This is a genomic window from Campylobacterota bacterium (assembly GCA_020633995.1).
Classification (GTDB): Bacteria; Babelota; Babeliae; order Babelales; family RVW-14; genus JACKCO01.
Genome location: JACKCO010000005.1, coordinates 1 through 24868, shown reverse-complemented (window position 1 = coordinate 24868; position 24868 = coordinate 1). Strand labels below are relative to the sequence as shown.

Here is a 24868-nt window from a genome sequence, read left to right as displayed (position 1 = left end):
AAAAAGGAGTAGGGTCATGATGGGTTGGATTCGACGTACGTACAATTGGATGTGTCAGAAAACTTGTTCACGTTACGGTGTGGTTTGGTTAGCATTTTTCTTTTTTATTGAGGCGTCGTTTTTTATTGTTCCTGTCGACCCGATTCTCATTTTATTTTGCATCAAGGACAGTCGGCGATCATTTTTTTATGCTACCATTGCGACGTTGTCGTCGGTTATTGGTGGTGTGTTCGGATATTTTATTGGTTCAGTGCTGTGGAGCAGCATTGGACCATTTTTTTTGAAATGGATTATTTCTCAAGAGGTATTTGACAGCGCGGTTGCAAAATACAGATTTTATCAAAATTGGGCAGTGCTCATTGCAGGCTTTACCCCAATTCCTTACAAAGCGGTTACCATTACCGCTGGTTTTTGTCGGCTTCCAATAGCTCCGTTTATTATGTATTCGCTGATTGCCCGTGCTGCTCGTTTTTATTTGGTTGCCGGTGCAACCTGGATGTGGGGACCTCAGATAGAAGGTTTTATTGATCGTTATTTTAATTATCTGGTTGTAGCATTTGCGGGACTTGTTATTGTCTGTGCTGGGGCATTGCGTTAAAAATAGCAGGTTATGCCAGAGCCTCTTCAGACAAAGGCTATAAAACGGAGATCCCCGATCGGAGTCGGGGATGACGACAAAAAATAGCAGCAATGGGTTTCAAAATTGTAATGCCTGTAGGGGGATATCTTGTTAAACTACGGCTTTAACAGTTTTACGTTCAGGTCGTGGAGCGACTTTCTTTTGCTCCAGTAACTCTTTGCAAACATTACTACATGTTTTGTTGTATGTGTTTTGGCACTGCTGGCACGCTATGACATGGTTATTGCATGAAGCGTTGCGGCAGTTGATGTACTCGTCGCACGGTTGACTGCACAGGGAGCATGAACCCAAGATATCGTCGGTTATTGGAACGCTAACACGTGCATCAAAAACGTAGTTTTTACCTCTAAAAAATCCGTCTGGATAGTGTTGAGCATAACGAACAATGCCACCTTCAATCTGATATACTTCTTTGGCGAGTTTTTGTTTTGAAAGGTAGGCTGTTGCGCGTTCGCAGCGAATGCCGCCAGTGCAGAACATAAGAACTTTTTTATCTTTGAACTCGCTTTGGTTTTGATCGATGTACTCCGGGAACTCACGAAATGTCTTGATGTCTGGTGTGATGGCACCGCTAAATGTGCCAATGGCTGATTCATAATTGTTACGTGCGTCTAGAATGACAAGGTCCTTGTCATTCTCTTCTATGAGTTGATGTGCTTGCTGCGGGGTGAGATGCTGGCTGGTTTCTTTTGCTGAGACTTTTGTAGGATCGATCCCTAGGTTAACTATCTCTTGTTTTATTTTTACCGAGAGCTTCGGGAAGTAGTCGTATTTACCGCTGACCACATCGCACTTAAAATCTATGCCGCCAAACAGTTCATGTTCATTCATTGCATTAATGTAGGCGTCCGTTGCGTCAGGAGCTCCACAGACCGTGGCATTAATGCCTTCGTGGGCCAAAATAATACGACCAGTTAGCTTAAGTTGTGTGCAAAGGTCAAGCTGCCAGTCTTTAATGGCTTTGAGATTGTCAATATCGACGTACTTGTAAAATAAGAGAATATGTTTTTTCATGGCTTCTACAGTTTTTGTGATAGTATGTGATTTTAAGTTTGTAATACCTTCAGTTGCGCCAGACTTGCCTGGCACCGAGCTGACTATACTTCTTGCAATTGTATCATAAAAGCGACTTGATACAAAAAGAGGCTTTTATTTATTCATATTAGGATTTTTGCTAGCTCAGTAAGTGGCTTTTAAGCGGTGTTTTCTTGACTTTATGTCTAGGCCTGGTAGCCTAAGAAAGGCCTATGATGTGGGCCGATTTTTAGTTTTTCAGACAAATAATTCAGTCTCATTACGATCAGTACATACGTGTTTGAGCATAAAGGACATAAACCATGGAACAAAATCAAAAACCGGTGTTTAACCAATACGCTATCTTTCAGACTGGCGGCAAGCAGTACCAGGCTATTCCAGGAAAAACTATTGCGGTAGAAAAGCTTGAGGGCGATGCTGGAAGCGAGATCTCTTTTTCTGAGGTATTGTTTAAAAAGACTGGCGAAGACAAATTTGAATTTGGTAAGCCGTACATTGAAGGTGCTGCAGTTAAAGCGAGTGTTGTGAAACACACCAAGGGCGACAAAGTTATTGTTTTCAAATTTAAGCGCCGTAAAAAGCACCGTACAAAGACGGGCCATAGACAGCCGATTACGGTTCTTCGTATCGAGAGCATCTAAAAGCTTTTGATATATAAAAAAATTTAAAGCCGCTCTAAAAAGAGCGGCTTTTTTTGTTGCATTCTAAGGTGGAGTGTTTCTTTTTGTGTTGAAACTTTGTTATGTATTCCTGAACCGTGAGCTCTGACTTGATCAGAGGATTGTTTTAGGATCAGCATTCAGACAAAATGAAAAATCACTCTCTGGATGCTGAAATAGATTCAGAATGATATAGGAGATATAAGCTTTCAACAAAACATTCTTTAATTTTAGAACTCTTGTCAAAACTAATGCCTTATATGATATTGTGTTCTACAAAGCATTTAATGAAGTTGAAGAAGACTTCAATTTCTTGTTTGCTACAGTGAGCTGCAAAGCTATCAAACAGGTCTGGAATGACCTTTGTTTCGACTATGTTTTTGTTTTTTGTTGAGAAAAGATCTTGATTTTCTTTAATGACTTGGAAGTCTGAGATGTATGTGTAAAGGCTTGTTAGGTCGGTAGTTAACTTTTGGCGTATTTTTTTGCCATCGTCAGAGTTAAAGAGCTTATCAATAAGCTGTCGGTTGCTTTTAATCTCTGCAGCAGAAAACTGCGATGCTGTTGTTTTAGATCCCAAACTTTTTGTTACCGCTTTACCGATGTCACCGGCAAGCTTCTCAACCTGTTCCTTGTTTTTCGAGAATGTAGTTTGAAGAATGAGTGGGAGCTTTGCGCAGACGCCTTTGAATATTTCTTTGTTTGAGCCGTAATAAGCCTGTTTTATCCAGGGTACGTTGCTCTTTATTTGGTCTTCAATGTGTTGAGCGCATTCATCCTTGATTCCGTCAAGATGATGTTGCGCGTCTGTGCAAAATGATTTGAAAAATTCACTGCCAGAGTGGGCTAATTCATCTTTTGCCTTTTCTATTTGAGCAGTAAATACTTTGAGTGCCTTACTCGTGCTTGAGCCTATTTGCTCAGCCTTTTTGTGAAGTAGGTCAAGATACGTGTCAGTTTTACTTTTCGGTGTAAATCCTTCAGCCTGACTGGAAAGTACTAGCGTTGCAACAATCAGAACATATTTGATGTGCTTTTTCATAAGATAAGCCTCCCCGATATGTGTTATTGTTATTTACTTATTGTAATAAAGAAAACCCATCCCTGCTTTGAACATGTCCTTATAGCATAGTAAGAAGTACAGGAAATTGCAAACGCTACCATTTATAAAGGGTTTTGAGCAGTTTCTGGGTATCAGTTTCACTCATGACGGGAGCTTCAACGATACGTGGAATGGTTTTGAGCTTTTCATGCTTGAGATACTGCTTTAGTATTGTAGATCCTATCTTGCCCTCCCCTGGAGCTGCGTGAGAGTCTTTTTGGGAGCCGTGAGTTTCATTTGTGTCATTAAGGTGTATGAGTTTTATATGTTCCAGGGGCATGTTTTGCTCTACGAAGGCAACAAATTCATCAACCTTTGAAATATCATAACCGTAGGCATATGCATGGGCGAAGTCGAGGCAAAATCCCACTTGTTCGGGCTTATCAAGATACTGATAAAGCTTTGCAAAGTCAGTGAGATCGCTGCCAATTGAGTAGTTACCATGGGCTGTGTTTTCTAATAGGATTTTTATATTTGGTTCATGCTTTAAAACACTGTTGAGTGTATCCGCAAGCGTTGTAATGCCAGCTTGTTTGTAATCTTTTTGCGCACCGGTAAAGCCTTTTGCTGAGCCTGGGTGAAGCACAAGGTAAGGAATATCCAGCCTATTTGCAGTTTTAATTTCTTTGGTAAGAAGTTTTTTTGATGAATTAAGGCATGCTTTGTTTCCACTTGATGGGTTAATCCAGTAGGAGCTGTGAATAAAGAGCGCAGGATCAAAACTTTGGCGAAGATGGTTAAATTCTTTGTAATCATCTCTTGAAATGGGAATGTATTTACCGTCTTTTTGCGTTGTTAGAAAAAATTGAAAAATTGGAATAGCGTACGAGCTCGCTTCCCGAGCAAGAGATGATATAGAGTCTTTTAAACGAAGGTGCAGGCCAAGCATATTTTTAAAGTTCAAATTTTTCCCTTAACTCATTGGAGTCATAGTATGGTGTGAGTGCATCAACAAAATCTTGTTTGATTTGCTTTAAATTTTGTTCGTTTTCAGCTTCAAAGCGTAGGCTGATAACTGGTTGAGTGTTGGATGCTCGAACAAGGCCCCAGCCATAGGGTGTGTGAGCTTTAACGCCATCAATAGTTATTAAATCAGCATCATTACGGGCTGCAAAAACACTTTTTACGTGATCAACTATTTTTGCTTTATTCTCCTCACCTTCACATTCAATGCGAAACTCTGGAGAGTTGAGCGTATCGGGTAGTAGTTCTAGGAGTTTTTCTAGTGGTTTATTTTCTTGTTGTATAATTTCAAACAGCCTGAGGATGGAGTAAATACCATCATCGTAGCCAAAATAACGATCGTGAAAAAAGAAGTGACAGCTCAGTTCGCCGCCCAAAAGAGCTTTTTGTTCTGCCATGGCCTGTTTAATCATTGTGTGCCCTGATGGAGCCATATGAGCTTTTCCTCCCCACTCCTGTAAAAGCTTCATAATACTAGCCGATCCCTTAATGTCAAGCACTATACCGGCGCCCGGTATGTCCTGAATTACTTTTTTTGCAAATAGAGCTAAAACCTTGTCCCCTGGGATCAAGGTGCCATTTTTGGTCATCGGATTCATTCGATCGCAATCACCATCAAGGCCTGCGCCTAGTTCAAGTGAGCTATCTGTGGTAAGAGCCTGAGCAACATCTTGCATGTTTTCGGGAAGCGTTGGATCTGGATGATGGTGGGGAAAATCGCCATCAAGCTGGTCATAAAGTAGTTTTACATTTTTCCATTTCATAGCGGTTACAAGTTTAGGTAGTACTGTGCTCCCTGTGGCATTGCCACAGTCAATTACACAGCCTATGTTGTTGCCGACTAAATGAGGAAATTGCTCGACGAGGTATGCTATGTAGTCATCAATCATAGGTTTATCGATTATGCTACCTTTGTTGTCGGCAAGAGGGGTGAATGTTTTTTCTTCAAAGATTGTACGAATTTCCTGAATTTGAGGACCAGCAATGCCCCACATTTTAATGCCGTTGTATTCTTTGGGATTGTGTGACGCTGTGATAACAAGCCCTGTGGGAATGTCAAGGACATGCACTGCAAAGTAGACAATGGGGGTCGGACAAATGCCAATGTCAATGACATCAAGCCCACTATCAATGATAGCGTTGCAAACATGGCGATGAATAAGTGACGAGTGAGATCTTCCGTCACGTCCTACGATGACTTGTTTAATGCCTTGGTGTTTATGCTTAATCTTGGTAACGATGGCGCGGGCAAGATCATATACCTGATCAATGATGAGTTCTTGATCAACAATGCCACGGATATCATAGAGCCTAAAAATCACGCTTTTCATACTCGTCCCTTTTCTTTTAAGAGTAAAATCATTTTTAAGTCTAGAGTAAAAGCGTGTATTTTGTAAGCTGGATGTTTTACTTCATTCCAACCCTGAATCTTCAAGAGGTGCTGGCATATCATCATCACTGGCCATCGGTTCTGTAGCTACAGGCTCTGCTGGTATTGTTGGTGCAATGCCAAGTTGTCCTGGTTGGGGAATAGGACTTGTTGATGGTACAGTTTCAGCTGGAGTTGTAGTTGCAGGTTGAGTAGTAATGATTTGAGTGTCAGGTTGTTCAGGTTCTGTAGCAGGCATGGTTTCAAGCGTTTCGGGGACCACCTCGATGGCAGCATCTTCTTTGTTTTTTTCGATACGTGTTTTGACGTCTCGTGCAACACGACCGATTGCTGTAAGGATACCGTGTGTTACGGTGGTTAAGATAGTAACGCTGTAACGGGTTAAAACAATGCCAACATCAAGGACGTTATTAAAAATTTTTAAGATTGGTTGCTTCCACTCCTGATATTCTGATGTATCGAGTGGGTCATGCTTTCTATAAAGCGTGATCTGGCTATTTAAAAACGTATTTTGTTCAATACTTCTTAAAAGGATATTGCTTTTCTGTTCTACTTCATCTTTTTGCTGAAGTAGTTCTTCTTTATGAGCCTCAAGCTCATCCACCAGGGTGGTCCACTCTTGCATTTTTTTTTCGAGTTTATCGTCTCTTTCGGGATCTGTTGCCATGGGGACATCAACTAGAACTGTTTTTTTTTTACCCTCTGGTTTTGTTCCAGGGAGTGCGTCGATTATATAAGAGAGTGCGCTTCCTGCCATTTTGCCGACCTCATAAAAGACATCGGCGCATCGTGCAAGTACGTAATGTATAATGGTTGGATGTTGTTTAAGGGGAGGGGCAATCGTAGGTTTTTCTGTATTTTGTTCGGCTGTTTTTTCCTCTGCCTGGGGTAGTTGCGTTGGAATCTGTTCTGGTTCAGTTTTTTGTGAAGCTTGTTTGATTAGAAGTTCTTTAACCTGTTGTTCCAGACTATTAACCTGTTTTTCAATTTCACTTTTAGTATTTTGAAAGTTGGGCGTAATCTCATTTTGGATTGAATTTTCTAATGTTTTGAGTTGCGTTGCAATGCTTGCTATCTCGTCAAGCTTTGTTTGGGCTTCTTGTTCATCCTGAATTTTGAGCAGTTCAGAGCGTAATTTTTTAGCTTGAGTTAAACTGTTTTGTGCACCATAAACTTGTTCATCAAGTTGTGTGAGCTGTTGCCTTAACGTTTGTTCTGCAGTTTTTATGTTATCCATACCAACTTTGACGGATTCAATTTCTTGCTCTGAAAGTTGCATCGACAGTTCGCTTTCTTGTTCTGTGGGTTGGACCACGGATGTTGGTTGTACTGTTTGAGCAGCCGTTGCGGAAGGGGGAGTTACTGTTGGTGTTGGCAAAGACAGGCCGGTAGCATCGGTTTGAGGTAGAGCAATAGGAGTCGGAAGAGATGTTGGAGGTGTGGCAGCTGTTGGCATAGGAGGGGTTGGAGCAGCAGGGACAAGAGGTGTGCCTGCAAGCGGAGTGACCGCGGATGGCGTGGCAGCAGGCTCAGCTTCCCCTGGAGCCCCTTCATTTGTTAATTCTTCGGGCATTTCGTTAACATCTGGTAGTGGTGCGTTAATGTCGATTGCGTACAGTGTTGCTACGGGTGTGGAGATCGCTGCTAAAAAAACTGATAGAATTAAGACGATATATTTTTTCATTGTGGCTCCTTGTTCAAAGCTTTTTCTTCAGTCTGAGCTGAGGGGGTTATTGACTTTTTTAGTTGCCCTACGTCCGTGGCAGTTTGTGCAAAGAAACTATCTAATCTTTCATCTAAAGCGCGTACTAACTCATGTAAATTCTGATGTAGTTTGCGTATTGAGTTTGTCGTAACAATGATTTTATTAATTTCCTCGTCAGATCTTTTAAAGTGAGCGGATACTTTAGGATTAGCAATGAGTGGAGCTGGTTGTTCAGATAGCTGCAAAATCGCTGGACTTTGCAAGGGACTTTCTTCTACTGCATTTGCATCAGGCGCTGTAGTGGTCGATGGTGTTACTGGAGCAGGTGGTGCAGGAGCCATAGGTACTGAATCAGGCGGCACTCCAGCCTCATCTTCAATGTTGGGCATTCCTTCGTCGAGCTCGAGTACATCCTCAAGCAGATCATCAGCATGGCTTGTATGCCAGGTAGTGACGGCCAAACTTGAACAAAGTAAAAATGATAGTAGAATGCTTCTCATTTGTTTAATCCTCAATTCCAAGAGTATTAAATCATTTTATTACCGAATGTAACAAGAATGTTGAGAGGAAAGCAAATGATAATGATTGAGAGGCAGTTACTAGCTATTTTAAACCAACTTTAAATTTCTTCGTCAGCAAGTTCTGGCATTGTTTCGGCGACAACTTCTGTTGTGGTAACTGTCTTCTCAGATTGTTCTTGTCCAGCTTCAGGTAATGGTTGAGCCTTTTTACGTCTTTTAACCTGCGACTGAGGGCTTGAGAACAATGATTCAACTGTTGTGTAGGCCGAACTGATCGTGTCCAGAAATGAATCGTAAAGATAGCTGATAAATTGACTAACAAGGGAACCTTGCCCTTGTTGTTCATGTTTTAGGGCCTGCTCTTCAAGTTCAAGCCTGTGACGGTGTTGTGCCTCGCGCTCTTTTTCAAGGCGTTCGAGTTCTTTAGTTTTTTTAATCTCTTTAACTCGTTGAGCTCGGTCTTGAATTACCAAGCCTTTATTTTCAAGGTTTTGGATACCACCTTGGCTAGCCGCAATTTGAGTATTTATGGTGTTAAGAACATTATTAAAATCTTGCTGCAACTCGTTGCTAACGTAATTGTGAATGAGCTTGATTTTTTCAAGGGTTCCACCTTTTAGTTCGTAATAAATGGAACGTGCTTTTTTATCGTCAAGCACATCCCAAAGTTGTTGCATGGTGTCTTTTGATTTTTCAGCTTCTTCATATGCAATTCTTATTTGTTCATCAAGTTTTTTGAGGCGTTCAGTCAGCGACTTGTCCAACTCCTCAATTGATTGCATGTTTAGTTTTAGTTGTTCAAGCTCTGGTTGTAATGAACCCATCTCTCCTTCAAGTTCATCAACACTTTCTTTAATGAGCATATTTTTACGCGTTTTTACAGCTCGGGTCGTGTCGTTATCTATTTTTTCTTTTCGTTTCTTTTCAAGATAGCGTTGGATGCTTACAAAAAGTTCCTTAATTCCACCTTGTTCAATACCGTTGCTTTGATAGAAGTCATCGAGTTGCTTGTCGATGGTGTCATAACTTTGATTGAAAGTTTTTCGCAAGCTTTCAAGCTGCATGAGAAGATTCTGTGTCTCATTACTGACCTCCTGTGCTGCAATGAGCCATTTTTTCTTTTTAACCCAGTTGCCTTGCACTCCTAGTTGTTCGGGTAACTGGGTTGTTGTATCAATTGGCTGCCCAGGGGGTGTAGGTATAGGCATAGTACCTGGTGCCATTGGTATGGGTGCTGGTGCCGGCTGGGACTGAGGAAAAGCTCCAGGAGACGGAACAGGTGAAGGTGAAGGCATTGGGGTCGGCACGGGCAATGGTGGAGGCGTTGAACCAGGGACTGGTTCTGTTCCTGAGATGTATGTTGTATACAGCGCAAAAACAAGTAAACAGCGTAAGTTGTCACGCAACAAGTACCTTCCCTTCATCTTTTCCTTTTTACAATGTTTGAGCGAGCTCTTTGAGTTCTGCGTAGAGACTTCTAACTAATTCTTCTGCCTCAGAAGCAGTGTAACTCCATTTAACCCCTTCTTCAACTTTTGCCAAAATTGATCGATCGCACTTGATGTCAATAATATCAATACGAACGATGTTCATGAGCGGATGAACGTGGGAAGGAGCGCGAACGACGCCCGCTCGTCCAAGAACACTATAGGCAACGTTATTTTTTCCCAGGAAACAAAGCATTACTTTTTTTTGCCAAACCATGTTGTGGTAACCTGAATGGTCCTTGTGAATGCTGAGTAACAGGCTTTCTTGACCTTTAGGATAAATGCATTGGATAGGTGTAGTGTTGGGTACGCCTTTTTCTGAAAACGTTGCAAGGATACCTAAACACTCTTGAGTTTTAAGATATTCGAGTAAATCATCTGGCAGCTTTACGCCTATATGTTTTGCCATGGCCCCTCAATTATATAAAATGTTGTTTAACTTATAGAACACAAATAATGTTTTTATAGGAGTTGTAGTAGCACTTCGTTCTCAAGCGTCATCCCTCGTGTAGTAAGCGCGATAATTCCATTTCTTTCTTCTAATAATTCTTGATCTTGTAATAATTTGACACGAGACAAAAAATGCTTATGTTGACTCACATCTAAATAGTATAACATATCATGCAAGCCCATCCCTTTTTTTTGACGTAGGCCAAGCATGAACCGCTCGAGTCTTTTTTGTTCTGGGTTAAGTATCTCTACCGATTGTGAAGTGGTTGAGGCACCTGATTTGTCTATTGTGAGGTATTTTTGAAGGTTGTTTGTGTTAATTGATCGAGTAGATCCATCGTACGATGATGCGCCAATGCCAAATCCTTTGTAGGGCTTTAGATTCCAATATGCTTGGTTATGAATAGACTCGCGTCCGGGGCGTGCAAAGTTTGAAATTTCATACTGTTTGAAATTATATTTTTCTAAAAATTGTATGGAGTCTTGGTAAAGCTCTACCAGTGATGTATCGTCGGCTAAACGTACATTCCCTTTTTGTACCTTAAAATAAAGGGGTGTTTTTTCATGAATGGTTAAAAAGTAAATAGAAAGATGATTAATTGGCCAGTCAACTACTTGGTGCAATGTTTCCCACCATGTTTTTTCGCTAACGCCGGGAAGGCCCAGTATCAGATCAATAGAAATATCATCAAAATACTTAGGGGCTTGATGCAGAGCATTTTTAACATCTTTATTGCGTTGTCGACGGTTTAGCTTTAACAAAACTGTGTCATCAAGACTTTGTACCCCAATGCTTAGGCGGTTAATGCCAATTTCACGCCATACGTCAAGTTTTTCTTCATCGATGTCTGCAGGATTTGACTCAAGTGTTACTTCTTGCAGAGAGGTCGTGTTGTAATTTGTTTTTATGGTTGCAAAAAGCTCAGTGATCCAATCAAGCGGATAAAGGCTTGGTGTTCCACCGCCTAAAAAGATTGTTTTAAGTGGCTTGTGTTCTGCTGGCTCAAATGTATTGGCAAACGAAGTAACCTCTTGTTGTAAACGAGTGTGGTAGGCGTCCTGAAATTGCTCGTGTTGCTCAAATGCTACAAAATCACAGTAGTGACATTTTTTGCTGCAGAACGGCCAGTGAAGATAGAGGTACTTTGGAAAAGACGTTTTCATATGAAGCTATTTTTTTGTTGGGGTTGTTTGTTTAACGAGTTGCAGCGTTGTTTCAAGATCTGCTTCAAGTTGTGCTTTAAGTGCTTGTTCGTTGGCAAACTTAACCCACAGGGCACCATCTTTAATTGCATCGAGCATCTCAAGCAACGTAGGATCAAATTGATGTTTTCTCAAAAGTTCTATCAGTTCTTGATCTGTTTTATCTTCCGTAGACCAACTATAACGTTTGTGTAAGTACTTTTTTATTACACTCGTAAGGGCAAAATAAAATTTTTTGTAGTCGTCTTTCTTCGTATAGGCTTCGGGACTAAGCTTTGAAAGTTCCAAGTTAGCCCACTGCCAGGGAGTTAGTTCTGCCTCTTTTTTCCGTTTATATAAGAACCATGCAATGACGCTGCAAGCGGCAATAATGAGAACAGTACTTACAACCTTGAAGCTCGTTGTTTGCGTTAATGGAGTGTAGTAGTAGTCATAGATTTCATAAAAATTTTTTTCAACAGTATTCATACGTTAGATCTGCCTTCGTATACGTTGGTGAAAAAAATTGACTAACACGTGGATAAACGATCTGCCAATATGCAAATCAAGCATATCAATTTTACATCGTTCAAAGACTTTTTTCTGCTCAATTAAGCGTTTTTGCAAAAAGGTATTAAGCTGCTTTAACGATGTGTCAATATGATATGTGCCGCCAGTTTCGGGGTCTTGTACTTGCAGTTTCCCAACGTTGGGAAGTGCTTTTTCGCATTCATCTAAAATACGCATGGCAATAAAGTCGTATTCATAACGAACAATATTCAAAAGCTTCTTATAAGAATCAAGCTCATCAATGAAGTCAGATAGCATGAAAACCACAGCATTTCGTTTTTTTAGCCTGATGAGAAAGCGAAGCGCTTCTTGTAAGTTTGTTTGTTTACTTTTTGGTTGAAGTGAAAATATATTTTCAATAATTTTGCCAACGTGACTATTCCCTCGAGCGGGAGCGATCCAGTGTTCTATGTGATCTGAGAAAAATACAGCGCCAACTTTGTCTTTGTTGTTGCTTGCAACAAAGGCAATAGTTGCAGCCACCTGGGCGATAAGATCTTTTTTTAGATCTTGCTGTGATGAAAAATGAGATGAGGTTGATAGGTCAATTGCCAAGATAATTGTTCTATCACGTTCTTCTGTAAATTGTTTGATCATTATTTTGTTCATTTTAGCCGAACTATTCCAGTCAATAAAACGAACATCGTCTCCGAATTGGTATTCTCGAAGCTGATCAAACTCAAGTCCAGAGCCTTTGAAGGCAGAAAGATAATCGCCTGTCAAAGAGCTTTGCATCAAGCGCTTTGTATGGATTTTAATTTTTTTAACTTTATGCCTGATATCATCATTAAGCATAGCAGGCCCCTTATGATTAAATGATAATAATCTGTTACCAAAGTGTTTTCATCTCATCAAGCAGTACTTGAGGTAATGCAATAGAACCGTCTGCTTGTTGATAATTTTCCATTAATGCGACCACAAGACGTGGCAAAGCAAGAGATGATGCATTGAGTGTGTGAACGAGCTCAGGTTTTTGGTCGTGAGCTGAACGGTGTCTGATCTTTGCTCTGCGTGCCTGAAAGTCTGTGCAGTTACTACATGATGAAACTTCGTAGTAACGATCTTGTCCTGGTAGCCAAACCTCAATATCAAATGTTTTTGCTGATTGAAACGAACAATCTTGCGTTGCAAGCATGCTGACCTGATAATGAAGCCCGAGTTGTTGCAAGAGTTTTTCGGCGCAACTAACCATATGATCAAGCTCTTGAGGTGATTTATCTGGGTGACACAATGAGTAAAGTTCAACTTTTTCGAATTGATGGATGCGAATTAGTCCACGGTCTTGAGAGCCGTAACCACCGGCTTCCTTACGAAAACAGCTTGTCCACGATGTATAACGTACCGGGAGTTCGTCGGTAGACAGGATGCTATCGGTATGTAGATTTGTCAGAGCAACTTCTGATGTTGGAATAAGGCAAAGTTTTTCATCAGCTATGCGATAATAGTCGCCTTCAAATTTTGGCAAGTTTCCAGCATTGTACAACGTCTCTTCATTGACGAGGTAGGGTGGCAGAATCGGCTGAAAGCCATGTTCAGTGTTATTTTTAATCATCATACGAACGAGCGCGTACATGATTTTAAGACTTAGCCCCTTGTAGATAACAAACTGAGCACCACTAATTTTTGCTCCAGTATCAAAATCAAGCCATTTCAAGGCTTCGTTAAGTTCTAAATGATTTTTAATCTCGAAACTGAAGTTTGGTTTCTCACCAATGGTTTTAACAACCTTGTTTGCCTCTTTGTTACCAATTGGCAGATCTGGGTAAGGAATGTTAGGGCAAGAAAGCCATAAAGTTTTTAGTTCTTGCTCAACAGATTCGAGTTCTTTTTGTTTGACCTTCAGTTGTTTACCAAACTCGATGGATTGTTGCTTAATCTCTTGCGTGAGTCCTTGTTTGCCAAGTTTGGCAAGATCATTTTTTTGCTTCTGAATTGACTCAACATCAATTTTGAGCTGTCGATTCTTGCCATCAAGCTCTATGAGCCGATCAACGTCAAAGGATGGCTCTTTGGTAAGGATACTCTTCTTAATGAGTTCAGGATCTTTTCGGAGCAACTGAAGGTCTATCATTTTTATCGCTACTTAAAAAAGTTAAGGGACTGTTTCTTGTTTTGCAACTATAACATTTGTTTTGCGGCAAAGTGGGCATGACGTATCACGTTCAAGCCAAGGGTAAATGCAGTCTTTATGATAAGCGTGAGCACTTGAGCAGTTCAGAATACCAACACGTTCGCCTGGAGTATACCCCTCAAGACAAATAGAGCATGTTTCATTTTTGAACGTAGCCTTGTCTATAACTGACTGCAGTTCTTGTCGTGCTGTACGTTCCAGATCCTCTAAGTAAACATAATCACGGTTGTTAATGCTCATGTCATTACGCATACGTGTTCTAATGACGTCAAGTTTACGTTGATAGTCTGGACTCACTCTATTGGATAGAGAGGTTGGATCAAGACAGTTAAGGCGCATTACTCTTTCCGCGGCTTCTTTTGTCCTTGCTTCTAATTCAAATCGTTTCACGCGGTCAGATTGTGACGAGACATAGCTTGGTGCAGTTGGCTGAGCAATAGCTGGGCCAAAAATCCAATTCCAGAAGCTGAAGTGACTGGAAAAATTACCATGCCCAGTATGCAGGCTTTTCACGTAGCTGATAAAAGAAGCAAATTCATCACGCACAGTTTTTTCTATCTCATTGATACGAACGTAGGTACGTTGGTCCTCGCGCATAGTATTGCGTAGTTTTACCATGACTTTGTGGCCAATTTGAAGGTACTCAGAAACAAGTTCTGATGGAATATCATCGGGAGTAAGCCCCTGGCTGAAAAGCTCATTGTGAACTTGCTCGGTAACCTTGATATCGAGGGCTTCCGCTTTAATGATAGAGTGCATTGTTCGTGCAAAAGAGGCGAGCTCTTCCTTAACTACTTGGCGTACTTTAGCATCATCAACCGATCCAAAGTAGGACGTGCTGATGCACTCTCTGAGCCGGTTGCTTGCCTTTTCAAGGTTGCTTTCGTACTCCCAGCGTAGTTTGCTTGGGATTGTTTGGCTGTCAACGCCTTCCTGACGAAGGTAATCATTTGCATACTTGTTTATTTGCGTTTCAAGGTAACTGCTATAAATGGGATACGCTTGGAGTGACTTGTGTGGACACAATGTCAAAAGCGTAGCACAAGACAGTGCACAACTAAGTACTTTTTTGTACATATGTGGCCTTTCAAAAAACGAATTTTGCGGGATTATGACAAAGTTCGGTATACCCTATCATAAAAAATTCCTATTGTACAACAAGGTGTATAAAACAGGTCCCAGCTATCCTAAGAAACGTTTAAAGAAATTGGAAAAACCTGAACCCATGCTATTTTTTTCTTGAGATAATTTTTCAGCGTATGCCTTGAGTGCAAGTTTTGTGTCTTCACTAAGCTTTGTCGGAATAGCACATTGAACAATGACAATTAAATTACCTCGGCCACTTGCGCGTAGTTGTGCAAACCCCTTGCCAGTAATTTGTATTTCTTTGCCAACGGGAGTTCCTGCAGGTATTTTGACGGATACTTTTTCCCCATCAATATTTTCTAGTTTTGTTGTGCAGCCGAGTACGAGTTCAGGGTAGCTGAGTGGCAGTACGGTGTACAAATCATTTTGCTTACGCCAAAAATTATCGTCGGGCAACACATCAATGACGACGTATAGGTCACCTGATGGTCCACCAAAAACGCCAGCATCGCCTTTGCCTGAAACGCGAAGTTCTGCATTATTGTAAATGCCAGCAGGGATAGAAATGGTGAGTTTTTCATGTTTTTGCGTGCGCGCTTGCCCGCGACAGCTTGGACATGGGTCTGAAATGGTAAATCCTTGGCCATAACATGAGTTACATGGTTGTGAGTAGGCAAAGAAACCTTGCCTGAAAGAAACGGTGCCTTGTCCCTTGCAGTTAGCGCATGTTGTGGTTTTTGTACCCGGTTTGCAACCAGAGCCTTTGCAGGGCTCACATTGATTGAAGCGGTATGTTCTGATTTCTTTCTTGCAGCCTTCATAGGCTTCTTTCAGGGTAACGTGTACTTTTTGAGAAAGATCTTGCCCAGCCTGAGGAACGGGTTCTCCTCGCTTGCGTGAACGAGCTCCTCTTCCTCCTCCAGCGCCAAATAGGTTTTCAAAGATATCTGAAAAGCCCTCAAAGATATCATTCATGTCATGGTACTGGCCAGCTTGACCCTGTACTCCATCGTGCCCAAACTGATCGTATGTTTTACGTTTTTGCTCATTGGAGAGTATTTCATACGCTTCAGTTGCTTCTTTGAATTTAGCTTCGGCATCTTTGTTGTCAGGATTTCTATCTGGGTGATACTTGAGTGCCAGTTTTCGGTATGCTTTTTTGATTTCATCAGCACTAGCGCCTTTTGATACGCCTAGCACTTCATAGTAATCGCGTTTAGCCATAATATCTTTGTCTTTTTGTAAAAAAGTAACGGTAGTTATAAAAAGAAGCGAATAAAATCTTAGTCCATCTCTATAAGATGATTAGTTGAGTATATCTGCTATAGAGGTAAAATTCAAGGTAGGAATGGGAGTTTTTAGGTTTTATAAGACTGGTGCCGAAGAGGGGACTCGAACCCCTACCCCCGTGAAGGGACTAGACCCTGAACCTAGCGCGTCTACCAATTCCGCCACTTCGGCATAGATGAGATCAGGAAATTTTCTAAAAGTACGCTTATCATATCAGGTTTTTATGGCAACGCCAAGGCCGCAGACGCAAAAAGATGGAAAGTTTGGTCCATCTTTACCAAGATATTATTTGGGGGTAGAAAGAACGTTTTTTTAAATCTGAATTTTCGTATATTTTTCGCAGTTTGCTTGTGAATGAATAACGTCACCTCGTCGTGCGGGCTGAAAGAGTACATCGCTTCGCTTGATGTTGAGCTCTTGTTCGAGTTGCTCAAGTAGTTGTAGTAGCGTAATACTTCTGCCTGAACCGATATTGAATACCTCTCCACGAGTTCCTTGCAGCATACCTATTTTGAGATTTGCGTTAACAACATCTGCTACGTTAATGAAATCGCGTGTTTGTGTGCCATCGCCAAAAATGGTGATCGGTTGCTTTGACAGCAGCTGTTGTCTGAACTTTGCAACAACAGCCGCATACGTTCCAGTTGGATCTTGGCGTTCACCGTAGACATTAAAATATCGTAAGCACGCAGTATTAATGTTATATGCCTGCCCGTACTCCCTGCAAAGAGTTTCGCCGTCGAGCTTGCTTTGTGCGTAGGGCGACTGTGGGCTTGGGGTGTCATTTTCGTGACATTGTTTTTTTGCGTTGCCATAAACGGCAGAGGATGAGGCGAAGACCACGGTGCCAACATTGTTTTTTTTACATCCCTCCAGTAAGTTTTGGGTTCCCTGTACATTGATTTGATGGCATAGGCTTGGATTATTAATTGATTCAGGTACCGAGACAAATGAGGCCAGGTGGAAAACAATTTGTTTATTGACGGTTGCTTTTATGCAACTGTAAGCAGAGCGTACATCTGAGCAGAGTAATGAAATGTAAGAAGCAACCGAGGTGAGATTTCCTAGCTTGCCGGTTGAGAAATTATCAAGGACTGATACTTTTGCTCCCAGTTGTACAAGCTTTTCAACAAGGTGTGAGCCAATAAATCCGGCACCACCCGTCACAAGTACCTCTTTACCTTGATAAAACTGTTCAAATTGTTTCATTACTCTCTACCTTTTTTACGTTATCAGTACTTAAAGTATGTTGAACTTTTGTTATTTACCAGATTTATATCGTGCTCTTATTTAGCGAAACCGAAGGTTGCTTACGTGTAGTTTCTGGCTGTTTTCTTTTTGGTGCTTCCGGGATTTGAGTGGGTTTTGTTTTAAGGAGCATTAAAATATCTTCAGCCATAGTTTTGCCGTCTAAAACAGCTTCTTGCATGCTTGAGTACTTCCATTGTCCATAACGACCTATGGAATAAAGGTTTTCGGTTTGCAGGCTTGCGAGTAGTCGGCCTAAGTTTTTTTCTCGCCAAAGATCGTAAATAACGTAGGCATGGTTAAGGTGTAATATTTTTTCTGTCATGATATCGTTGGACTTGACATTAAGCGTTTTGAGCATGAGTTGTTTTGTCAGATGTGTAAGTTCTTTTAGTTGTCGTGGAGATGTTTTTTGCTTGAGATACGATACTTCGCCGTATACTCCACTACAGTTTGCCTTGACCAAAGAGCTACAAATATTATGCCAGTAGCCAAGGCGATAAAATGGATATTCTCTTTCAGGAAAATATGTCCAGTGGCCTGTTCCTACGTTGCTCTGAGAGAGTCCAAGATTAATGTTTATCACCGAGTTGCATAGGAGTTTTTGTTCTGCTTGTGCGTAATTTTTGCCCGATGTGAATTTTGTTGTTTTCAGCAAATTGTTGAGGGGCATGGTGCTAATCAGAAGATTGTATTTTTCTTGTTCTCCATTTTCAAAAAATACTGTTTTTGTTTGGGTGTCAATATGACTAACTTTGTGATTGAGTGTAACGGGTGTTTTAACGTGTGCATTAATTTTTTTAATTAAAAACTCAATGCCTCCCTGCTTGGGATAGTAGAATGAGCTATTGTATCCGACCTTTTTGGTTTCCTGTGGAGTTATAGCGCCTTCGATGATGGCTTTGAGGTTTGTTTGAGGTACAAAGCGTCCGGTCCATGAAGGGTGCACTTTTTTCAGGTCGTATGACAGAATCTTTTGATTGTATGGGAAGAAAAAGTGTTTGCCCATGCCGTGCCCAAAATGTTTCAAAACCCACTCGTGGAAAGTTGTGGGTTTTTTGCGTGACTTTGTACGTGAAACATATCCTTCGATGCATTCGGCAATGACAGTACTTGGTAATCCATGCAGGTTCATCTGGAAAGGATACGGTAGCATTGTACTGTGGGTGAAAATATTAGACTGACGTGTAATTAAGTTAAACTCAGTTAGTTGGGTAACGGTTTGAAGGAAGCGTAGAAAATAATCATTGTTAACATGAAGAAGATGGCCTGTGTGATCGAACGTAAAGCCATCAGAAGAAACTGAACGGAGGAGACCGCCAGGGCGGTCGTGTTGTTCAAATATTTTAAAATCAAAACAGTTGTATTGCTCGAGGTGATAAGCAGTACTCAAACCAGTCAGCCCAGCACCGAGGATGACAACCTCTGCCACGCTCTCTCCTTTTTTATGATGATCAAGCATTAAGCTTTTGCAACAATACTCCAATAATAACAACTTGGCCGATGAAATCAATCTTTCTCAAAATTAAGCATATTTTAGAGAGTCTTGCCCGTATTCTAAATATGCTCTAAAAACCAAGTTTGTTTGGATAGACGTGAATAACCCTGCCTGTCGTGTAGCTGTTTGTTTGGAAATGCTTTGGTAGCGGTGGAAATGGTTGCGCAAGAAGAAGGTTTTTCATAATTACACTGTCAAGTTTCTGATTACCTGATGATGAGAGTAAATTACTGCTTGCGACGTTGCCTTGGGCGTCGATCGTGAATTCAATAACGGCTTTGCCCTCGGATGCTTCAGTCATAAGTTTTGAGGCAAAATTTTGTTTCCATGCTGCTTGTAGACACCAGTTAATTTTTGATTCATACGAAAAATATTTGAGTTCTTCAAGCGATGGACGCTTATTAGGATCTCCGTCGCGATCCAACAAATCCGCGCCATCAGATTTTATATTTTCAACAAAACCTTTGGTTAGGGCGATAATATTTTTTTTGGGTTTTGGTTCTTCGCTTTGTGCTCCACGCAGAACTGTCTTCCTGACCTCATTTGTTTGTTGTTTTGATGCTGCGAGGTTGTCAAGCTTAGCCTGTAGTTGCTCAATGGCTTTGATGCGCTGCGCATTGTTTTGCTTGGTTTGTCTTTTTTCAAGCGCTTGCTCCTGCGTTGCTGGTTGCTTAGCCACTTGCAGGTGTTGCTGGTTGAGTGATTTGTCTGGCGGGGCATTGTGCTCGCATGCTTCTTCTGGGGCATGTCCAACAAACTTATTAGGGGGCGCTGGGGGAAGTTGCGCTGGCGGTGTTTCTGTTTTAGTATCTGGTTGATTATGTTGCTCTGATTGATTTAATGCTACTGCTTCTTGTGTTGTGAATTGTTGTATTTGCTCGCTTAGCTGTTTGGCCTGTGCCATTACTTCTTGATTTGCTTGTTGGGCTTGGTTTGAGGCTGGAGGTGTGGGGCTGTTGTCTGCGGTAGGTTCAGTTTCTGTTGCAAATGGTGTTGGGGTGGCTCCAACCTCCCCATCCATTGTGGTTGGAATTTCTAGTGTTTGAGGTTGGGGTGCGTCAGAAAACATAACCCATCCAAATTTTGATCGCGCTGCAGTTAGTTTTGCAGGCATGTCTTGTTTGGGGCGAAGTGTTTGGAGTGTTGCAAGCAGTTCTTGCCGCTGTTGTTTTTTGGTGGTGCTTTCTTCTTTGGACCAGTACTTGCTCAACTCTTCTACAAGGGAACGTGTTTTGGGAGCAAATTTTACAGCCAGGACAAGAAAGAGTAATAGCGTGTGAATAAGGAGCGAAAAGAGTAAAAAAGATACAAGGCGCTCTTTAATTCGTTTGAGTTGTCTTTTGAAGAAAGTTTCTTCATTCAAACCGATTGGCATCTATTCTTTCTCCTATCTTCTTTATTCACAACGGCTGGAGCTCTCATTTTTTAACCGCTTTAAGCTTAACATGTACCAAGCGATAAAAGAAAGCCATACAAAGAGAGCTATTGTGTCTCAATCCAGAATGAGTCTTGTTTCTTACATATTTTCCAATTCTGTCCAACATGATGATATGATTTTATTCCGTTGAAAAGAAAATTTGATATCTCGTGGAGATGACCAGTGCTTGGGTGAAAGCTGACTTTCTGTTTTATAAGTAGTTCTATAATGAGTTTGTTGCGCAAAATAGGCGCAAGCCTTTTGAGCTTAGAGATAGAACCACACAGTTTGTTGCTCTCATAAAAGAATGTATCGCTGAATGTTTGCGTCGCTATGTTTGTAATGAGCTGTTTTTCTTGTTTGAGTGCTGCAAGGCTAGATGCAAATTTTTTATCAAATCGTGTATCACATGCTTGTAATGCGGGAATTACAGTGTGTCTAATGCGATTGCGCAAAAAATTGCTGGACTCATTGGTAGGATCGTGTTGAAAAGAAATGTTGTTCTGTGCTAGCCAGTCGAGAATATCTCTTTTATTTGTGTGGAGAAGCGGACGAAGGTAGTGTCCATCGATTTCTTTCATGGCACATAGGCCTTCTAGAGTGCAGCCTCGAATAAGTCTGAGAAAAAAGGTTTCTTGTTGGTCTTGTGCGTGATGGGCAAGGATAATGCCATCTGCGTTTTTCTTTTCTAAGCATTGAGAGAAAAAGAACCGGCGTGCCATACGAGCTTGTGCTTCTTTTGAACGGTTTTTTATGCTGGGTGGATTGAGTTCTCTCATTGACGTACTGACAAAAGGAACAGAAAGCTGTGCGCAGAGTTGTTCACAAAATGTAGCGTCATGTACAGAGTCTTTGCGCCACTGGTGGTCAAGATGTGCAGCAACAAGCCGGATGTGATTGCTGAGCACAAGGTTATGCAAAATATAGAGCAGAAAAACGGAGTCTGGCCCTCCAGATAGACCAAGTATGAATGTTGGGGTTTGCTTAATGTTTTTCGCTTGAGCGTATTGAGCAATGAGCTTTTTAGTGTGAGTGAGTAAATTTTGTAAGAACATTATTTTTTTATGTTTGAGATTGTGAGATTAAAAAAGCCTCAATCAGTGGCATTATGTCACCATCAAGAATAATTTCTGGGCGTGGAGATTCATAATTTGTGCGATGGTCTTTAACCATTTTATACGGATGGAGTACGTATGATCTAATCTGTGATCCCCATTCGATTTTCTGCTTTTTGATGGATTTTTCCTGCTCGTGTCTTTCTTCCTCTTGCTTTTGAACCAACTTTGCTTTAAGTAATTTGAGTGCCGTTTGCTTGTTCTGTAGCTGAGAACGTTCATTTTGACACTGGGCCACAATGCCTGTTGGGATGTGAGTTAAGCGTACGGCCGATTCAGTTTTATTGACGTGCTGTCCCCCGGCTCCTCCAGCTCGAAAGGTATCAACGCGAAGATCAGCTTCGTTGATGGTTATTTTGGCATCCTCAATCTCTGGTATAACCGTTATAGCTGCAAAGGATGTGTGCCTGCGTTTGCTTGCATCAAAGGGAGAAATGCGAACGAGTCTGTGAATGCCAGCCTCAGTACGCAAAAAACCGTAGGCATTTTTGCCTTTAACCAAAACTGTTGCAGATTTTATTCCCGCTTCTTCTCCTGTCTGGTAGTCGATTATGCTTGCTTTAAAATTTTCCCGCTCGCAGAAGCGAAGGTACATGCGCATCAGCATTTCTGCCCAGTCTTGAGATTCTGTGCCTCCAGCGCCAGAGTTAATGCTCAAGTAGCAATCTTTACTGTCATCTTCTTGGTCGAGTAAAATTTGGAGCTTAAATTTGCTAACTTCTCTGCAGAGCTTATAAATGTCATGTTTGATTGATTCAATTTCTTGTTCGTTATCTTTAAAGAGTTCCAGTAACTCTAAAGACTCGTCATACGCTCTAAGAATACGATTTGCTGTTTCGGTGATATCTTTCACGTTCTGATATTCACTTAATATAGCTGTTCGCTCTGGATGTTGCCAAAAATCTTCTTGGTTGATTTGCTTTGAGAGCTCATCATATTTTTCTTGGGACTTTGATTGCTTTAAAAAGTCCTGAATGATGGCAACGTCTTCTTCATGTTCTTTAATTTTAGCGCGTAATTCGTCTATCAGCATGGTTTTTAAATTATAATAATGGGGGTGATGGAATGAGTTAACAAAGGAAAGAAGTGTGCGGCTTGTAGTTGAGCACGCATTCCCTTACAATAATGTTAAGTAAACACGATAATCGGCCGATAATCAAGCCTTGCCAGGGTTGGCGTCAAAATTTACGGCCCTTTTTATTTTCATTTGGTATGGAATAGATGTGAGTGCCTTCGAAATTACCTTTGATATGACGTTTATCTCTTTTATTAAGGGAGTCCACCTTCTTGCGCTTTTTACTTTCAAAGCGTTGACGAGCTACGTCTTTTTCATGTTGTTCAATTTGATTGCTATGATTGTTTGATCTACTAAGAGCGCCCTTTTTGCTCATTGTTAAGTCTCCTAAGGTTAACTTTTTTTATAGTCGCCGGTACATTTTTATCGTACTAAAGTGAATGATGAATAGTCAATTATTTATATTAAGTAGCTTGTTTCGCAGTATTTTGTATGGTGTGAATTGTTGCAAATGGTGCTGTGTTGGGCTTATTGAGCTAGTAAGGGAAATTTTTTTATAAAAACTTAAATTTTCTTCTTGCAAGAAAAAAAATAAGGCTGTATAATTCTTACCTATCAAATGGATCAAAACAAATGCGACGAATAAAGCCCTTTTGAGGCCTTATTTAAGAGCTTGGTCATTTGGTTAATTCTTTGAAATATATATGGAAAATTCCTGAATAGAGGATCCTAGTCAATTTTAGATATGGAGAGTTTGATCCTGGCTCAGAATGAACGCTGGCGGCGTGCTTAACACATGCAAGTCGAACGAGAAAGTCCTTCGGGGCGAGTACAGTGGCGGACGGGTGAGTAACACGTAGGAATCTGCCCTTTGGTGAAGAATACCCTTGAGAAATTAAGGCTAATACTGCATAGTCCCGTTTACGGGTAAAGGTGGCCTCTTGCTACCGCCAAAGGATGAGCCTGCGGCCTATTAGCTAGTTGGTGAGGTAAAGGCTTACCAAGGCGATGATGGGTAACCGGCCTGAGAGGGTGTACGGTCACAATGGAACTGAGACACGGTCCATACTCCTACGGGAGGCAGCAGTGGGGAATATTGCACAATGGGCGCAAGCCTGATGCAGCGACGCCGCGTGGAGGATTGAAGGTCTTCGGATTGTAAACTTCTGTTGAGTGGGAAGAAATACCCAAGGTTAATAATCTTGGGGGCTGACGGTACCACTTTAGAAAGCACCGGCAAACTTCGTGCCAGCAGCCGCGGTAATACGAAGGGTGCGAGCGTTATTCGGAATTACTGGGCGTAAAGAGCGCGTAGGCGGTTTTTTAAGTCAGTTGTTAAAGATCCCGGCTTAACCGGGGGAGTGCAATTGAAACTGGAAAGCTGGAGTATAAGAGAGAGAAGTGGAATTCTTGGAGTAGCGGTAAAATGCGTAGATCTCAAGAGGAACACCAGTAGCGAAGGCGGCTTCTTGGCTTATTACTGACGCTAAAGCGCGAAAGCGTGGGGAGCAAACAGGATTAGATACCCTGGTAGTCCACGCCGTAAACGATGGTCACTAGATGTCAGCATTGCATAGCAAAGTTGGTGTCGAAGCTAACGCGTTAAGTGGCCCGCCTGGGGAGTACGGTCGCAAGATTAAAACTCAAAGGAATTGACGGGGGTCCGCACAAGCGGTGGAACATGTGGTTTAATTCGACACTACGCGAGAAACCTTACCTGGGTTTGACATGTACCTGCTACCGGTGGAGACACTGGGTTCTGTGTTTACACAGACGAGTACACAGGTGCTGCATGGCTGTCGTCAGCTCGTGTCGTGAGATGTTGGGTTAAGTCCTTTAACGAGCGCAACCCTTGTCGTTAGTTGCTAGTTTATTCAGCACTCTAACGAGACTGCCTGGGAAACCAGGAGGAAGGTGGGGATGACGTCAAGTCCTCATGGCCTTTATGCCCAGGGCAACACACGTGTTACAATGGCGAGTACAAAGGGGAGCGAAGCGGTGACGTGGAGCAAATCCCAGAAAGCTCGTCTAAGTTCGGATTGAAGTCTGCAACTCGACTTCATGAAGTTGAAATCGCTAGTAATCGCGTATCAGAACGACGCGGTGAATACGTTCTCGGACCTTGTACACACCGCCCGTCACACCACGAAAGTCGTCTGCACCCGAAATGGTCTTACCCAACCGGTTAAACGGAGGGGGGCTATGAAGGTGAAGAGGGTAATTGGGGTGAAGTCGTAACAAGGTAGCTGTAGGAGAACCTGCGGCTGGATCACCTCCTTTCGAGGGAGATTATCCAATCCTTTAATGGATTGCATTCACTTTAAGGTGTTAACAAACTTGGATCCTTTATTCAGGTCCTAAATT

Annotated in this window: 22 protein-coding genes, 1 tRNA gene and 1 rRNA gene; 3 read left to right on the top strand and 21 right to left on the bottom strand. The window is 41.6% G+C overall.

The genetic code is table 11. The annotated features are described in order from the left end of the window. Positions 1–16: 16 nt before the first annotated feature. Complete coding sequence (locus H6679_05455; protein ID MCB9493691.1) at positions 17–598, top strand: DedA family protein; 582 nt, start codon at positions 17–19, stop codon at positions 596–598. 132 nt (positions 599–730) lie between these two features. Here the strand turns inward: H6679_05455 and H6679_05450 are convergent, their stop codons facing one another. Further along, complete coding sequence (locus tag H6679_05450; GenBank protein ID MCB9493690.1) at positions 731–1654, bottom strand: rhodanese-related sulfurtransferase; 924 nt, start codon at positions 1652–1654, stop codon at positions 731–733. A 323-nt stretch (positions 1655–1977) separates the two neighbouring features. On the opposite strand from H6679_05450, the gene rplU reads away from it, so the two are divergent. After that, the gene (gene rplU, locus H6679_05445; protein ID MCB9493689.1) at positions 1978–2316 is read left to right on the top strand and encodes a 50S ribosomal protein L21; all 339 of its coding nucleotides are present in this window, start codon (positions 1978–1980) and stop codon (positions 2314–2316) included. A gap of 274 nt (positions 2317–2590) precedes the next feature. Here rplU and H6679_05440 read toward each other — a convergent pair whose 3' ends face one another. From H6679_05440 to H6679_05345, 20 genes are all read right to left on the bottom strand, one after another. Then, positions 2591–3376: a hypothetical protein gene (locus H6679_05440; GenBank protein ID MCB9493688.1), complete on the bottom strand. Its 786-nt coding sequence runs from the start codon at positions 3374–3376 to the stop codon at positions 2591–2593. Positions 3377–3491: 115 nt separating this feature from the next. Continuing rightward, positions 3492–4340 carry a deoxyribonuclease IV gene (locus H6679_05435; protein ID MCB9493687.1) on the bottom strand — a complete coding sequence of 283 codons (849 nt, stop codon included), beginning with the start codon at positions 4338–4340 and terminating at the stop codon, positions 3492–3494. Next, complete coding sequence (locus tag H6679_05430) at positions 4330–5730, bottom strand: phosphomannomutase/phosphoglucomutase (protein ID MCB9493686.1); 1401 nt, start codon at positions 5728–5730, stop codon at positions 4330–4332. The genes H6679_05435 and H6679_05430 overlap by 11 nt, the downstream gene beginning before the upstream one ends. A gap of 81 nt (positions 5731–5811) precedes the next feature. Next, positions 5812–7473, bottom strand: coding sequence for a hypothetical protein (locus H6679_05425; protein MCB9493685.1), 1662 nt, complete (start codon positions 7471–7473; stop codon positions 5812–5814). Next, complete coding sequence (locus H6679_05420; protein MCB9493684.1) at positions 7470–7994, bottom strand: hypothetical protein; 525 nt, start codon at positions 7992–7994, stop codon at positions 7470–7472. Before H6679_05420 ends, H6679_05425 begins: the two co-directional genes overlap by 4 nt. A gap of 119 nt (positions 7995–8113) precedes the next feature. Then, complete coding sequence (locus H6679_05415; protein ID MCB9493683.1) at positions 8114–9439, bottom strand: hypothetical protein; 1326 nt, start codon at positions 9437–9439, stop codon at positions 8114–8116. A 10-nt stretch (positions 9440–9449) separates the two neighbouring features. After that, positions 9450–9911 carry a pyridoxamine 5'-phosphate oxidase family protein gene (locus tag H6679_05410; protein MCB9493682.1) on the bottom strand — a complete coding sequence of 154 codons (462 nt, stop codon included), beginning with the start codon at positions 9909–9911 and terminating at the stop codon, positions 9450–9452. Positions 9912–9964: 53 nt separating this feature from the next. Further along, complete coding sequence (hemW, locus tag H6679_05405; GenBank protein MCB9493681.1) at positions 9965–11116, bottom strand: radical SAM family heme chaperone HemW; 1152 nt, start codon at positions 11114–11116, stop codon at positions 9965–9967. A gap of 6 nt (positions 11117–11122) precedes the next feature. Further along, positions 11123–11623, bottom strand: a complete 501-nt coding sequence (locus H6679_05400; protein ID MCB9493680.1) for a hypothetical protein — start codon at positions 11621–11623, stop codon at positions 11123–11125. 3 nt (positions 11624–11626) lie between these two features. Further along, on the bottom strand, positions 11627–12499 hold the full coding sequence (locus tag H6679_05395; GenBank protein MCB9493679.1) for a DUF58 domain-containing protein: 873 nt from the start codon (positions 12497–12499) through the stop codon (positions 11627–11629). A gap of 34 nt (positions 12500–12533) precedes the next feature. Further along, a complete protein-coding gene (gene serS, locus H6679_05390) occupies positions 12534–13775 on the bottom strand; it encodes a serine--tRNA ligase (protein ID MCB9493678.1) in 1242 nt (413 codons plus the stop codon). A 21-nt stretch (positions 13776–13796) separates the two neighbouring features. Further along, a complete protein-coding gene (locus H6679_05385) occupies positions 13797–14912 on the bottom strand; it encodes a hypothetical protein (protein MCB9493677.1) in 1116 nt (371 codons plus the stop codon). Between the two features lie 105 nt (positions 14913–15017). Then, positions 15018–16145, bottom strand: a complete 1128-nt coding sequence (gene dnaJ / locus H6679_05380; GenBank protein ID MCB9493676.1) for a molecular chaperone DnaJ — start codon at positions 16143–16145, stop codon at positions 15018–15020. A 150-nt stretch (positions 16146–16295) separates the two neighbouring features. Beyond that, positions 16296–16382 (bottom strand) — tRNA-Leu (locus H6679_05375). A 141-nt stretch (positions 16383–16523) separates the two neighbouring features. Next, positions 16524–17420: an NAD-dependent epimerase/dehydratase family protein gene (locus tag H6679_05370; protein MCB9493675.1), complete on the bottom strand. Its 897-nt coding sequence runs from the start codon at positions 17418–17420 to the stop codon at positions 16524–16526. A 64-nt stretch (positions 17421–17484) separates the two neighbouring features. Further along, a complete protein-coding gene (locus H6679_05365) occupies positions 17485–18891 on the bottom strand; it encodes an FAD-dependent oxidoreductase (protein MCB9493674.1) in 1407 nt (468 codons plus the stop codon). 136 nt (positions 18892–19027) lie between these two features. Then, positions 19028–20332, bottom strand: a complete 1305-nt coding sequence (locus H6679_05360; protein ID MCB9493673.1) for a TonB family protein — start codon at positions 20330–20332, stop codon at positions 19028–19030. A 107-nt stretch (positions 20333–20439) separates the two neighbouring features. Further along, positions 20440–21429, bottom strand: coding sequence for a tRNA lysidine(34) synthetase TilS (tilS, locus tag H6679_05355; protein MCB9493672.1), 990 nt, complete (start codon positions 21427–21429; stop codon positions 20440–20442). A 7-nt stretch (positions 21430–21436) separates the two neighbouring features. Further along, positions 21437–22522, bottom strand: a complete 1086-nt coding sequence (gene prfB, locus H6679_05350) for a peptide chain release factor 2 (protein ID MCB9493671.1) — start codon at positions 22520–22522, stop codon at positions 21437–21439. Positions 22523–22667: 145 nt separating this feature from the next. Next, complete coding sequence (locus H6679_05345) at positions 22668–22880, bottom strand: hypothetical protein (GenBank protein ID MCB9493670.1); 213 nt, start codon at positions 22878–22880, stop codon at positions 22668–22670. Between the two features lie 367 nt (positions 22881–23247). Between H6679_05345 and H6679_05340 the strand changes: the two genes are divergently transcribed. Further along, positions 23248–24788: ribosomal RNA gene (locus tag H6679_05340) — 16S ribosomal RNA — on the top strand. The last annotated feature ends 80 nt before the right edge of the window (positions 24789–24868 follow it).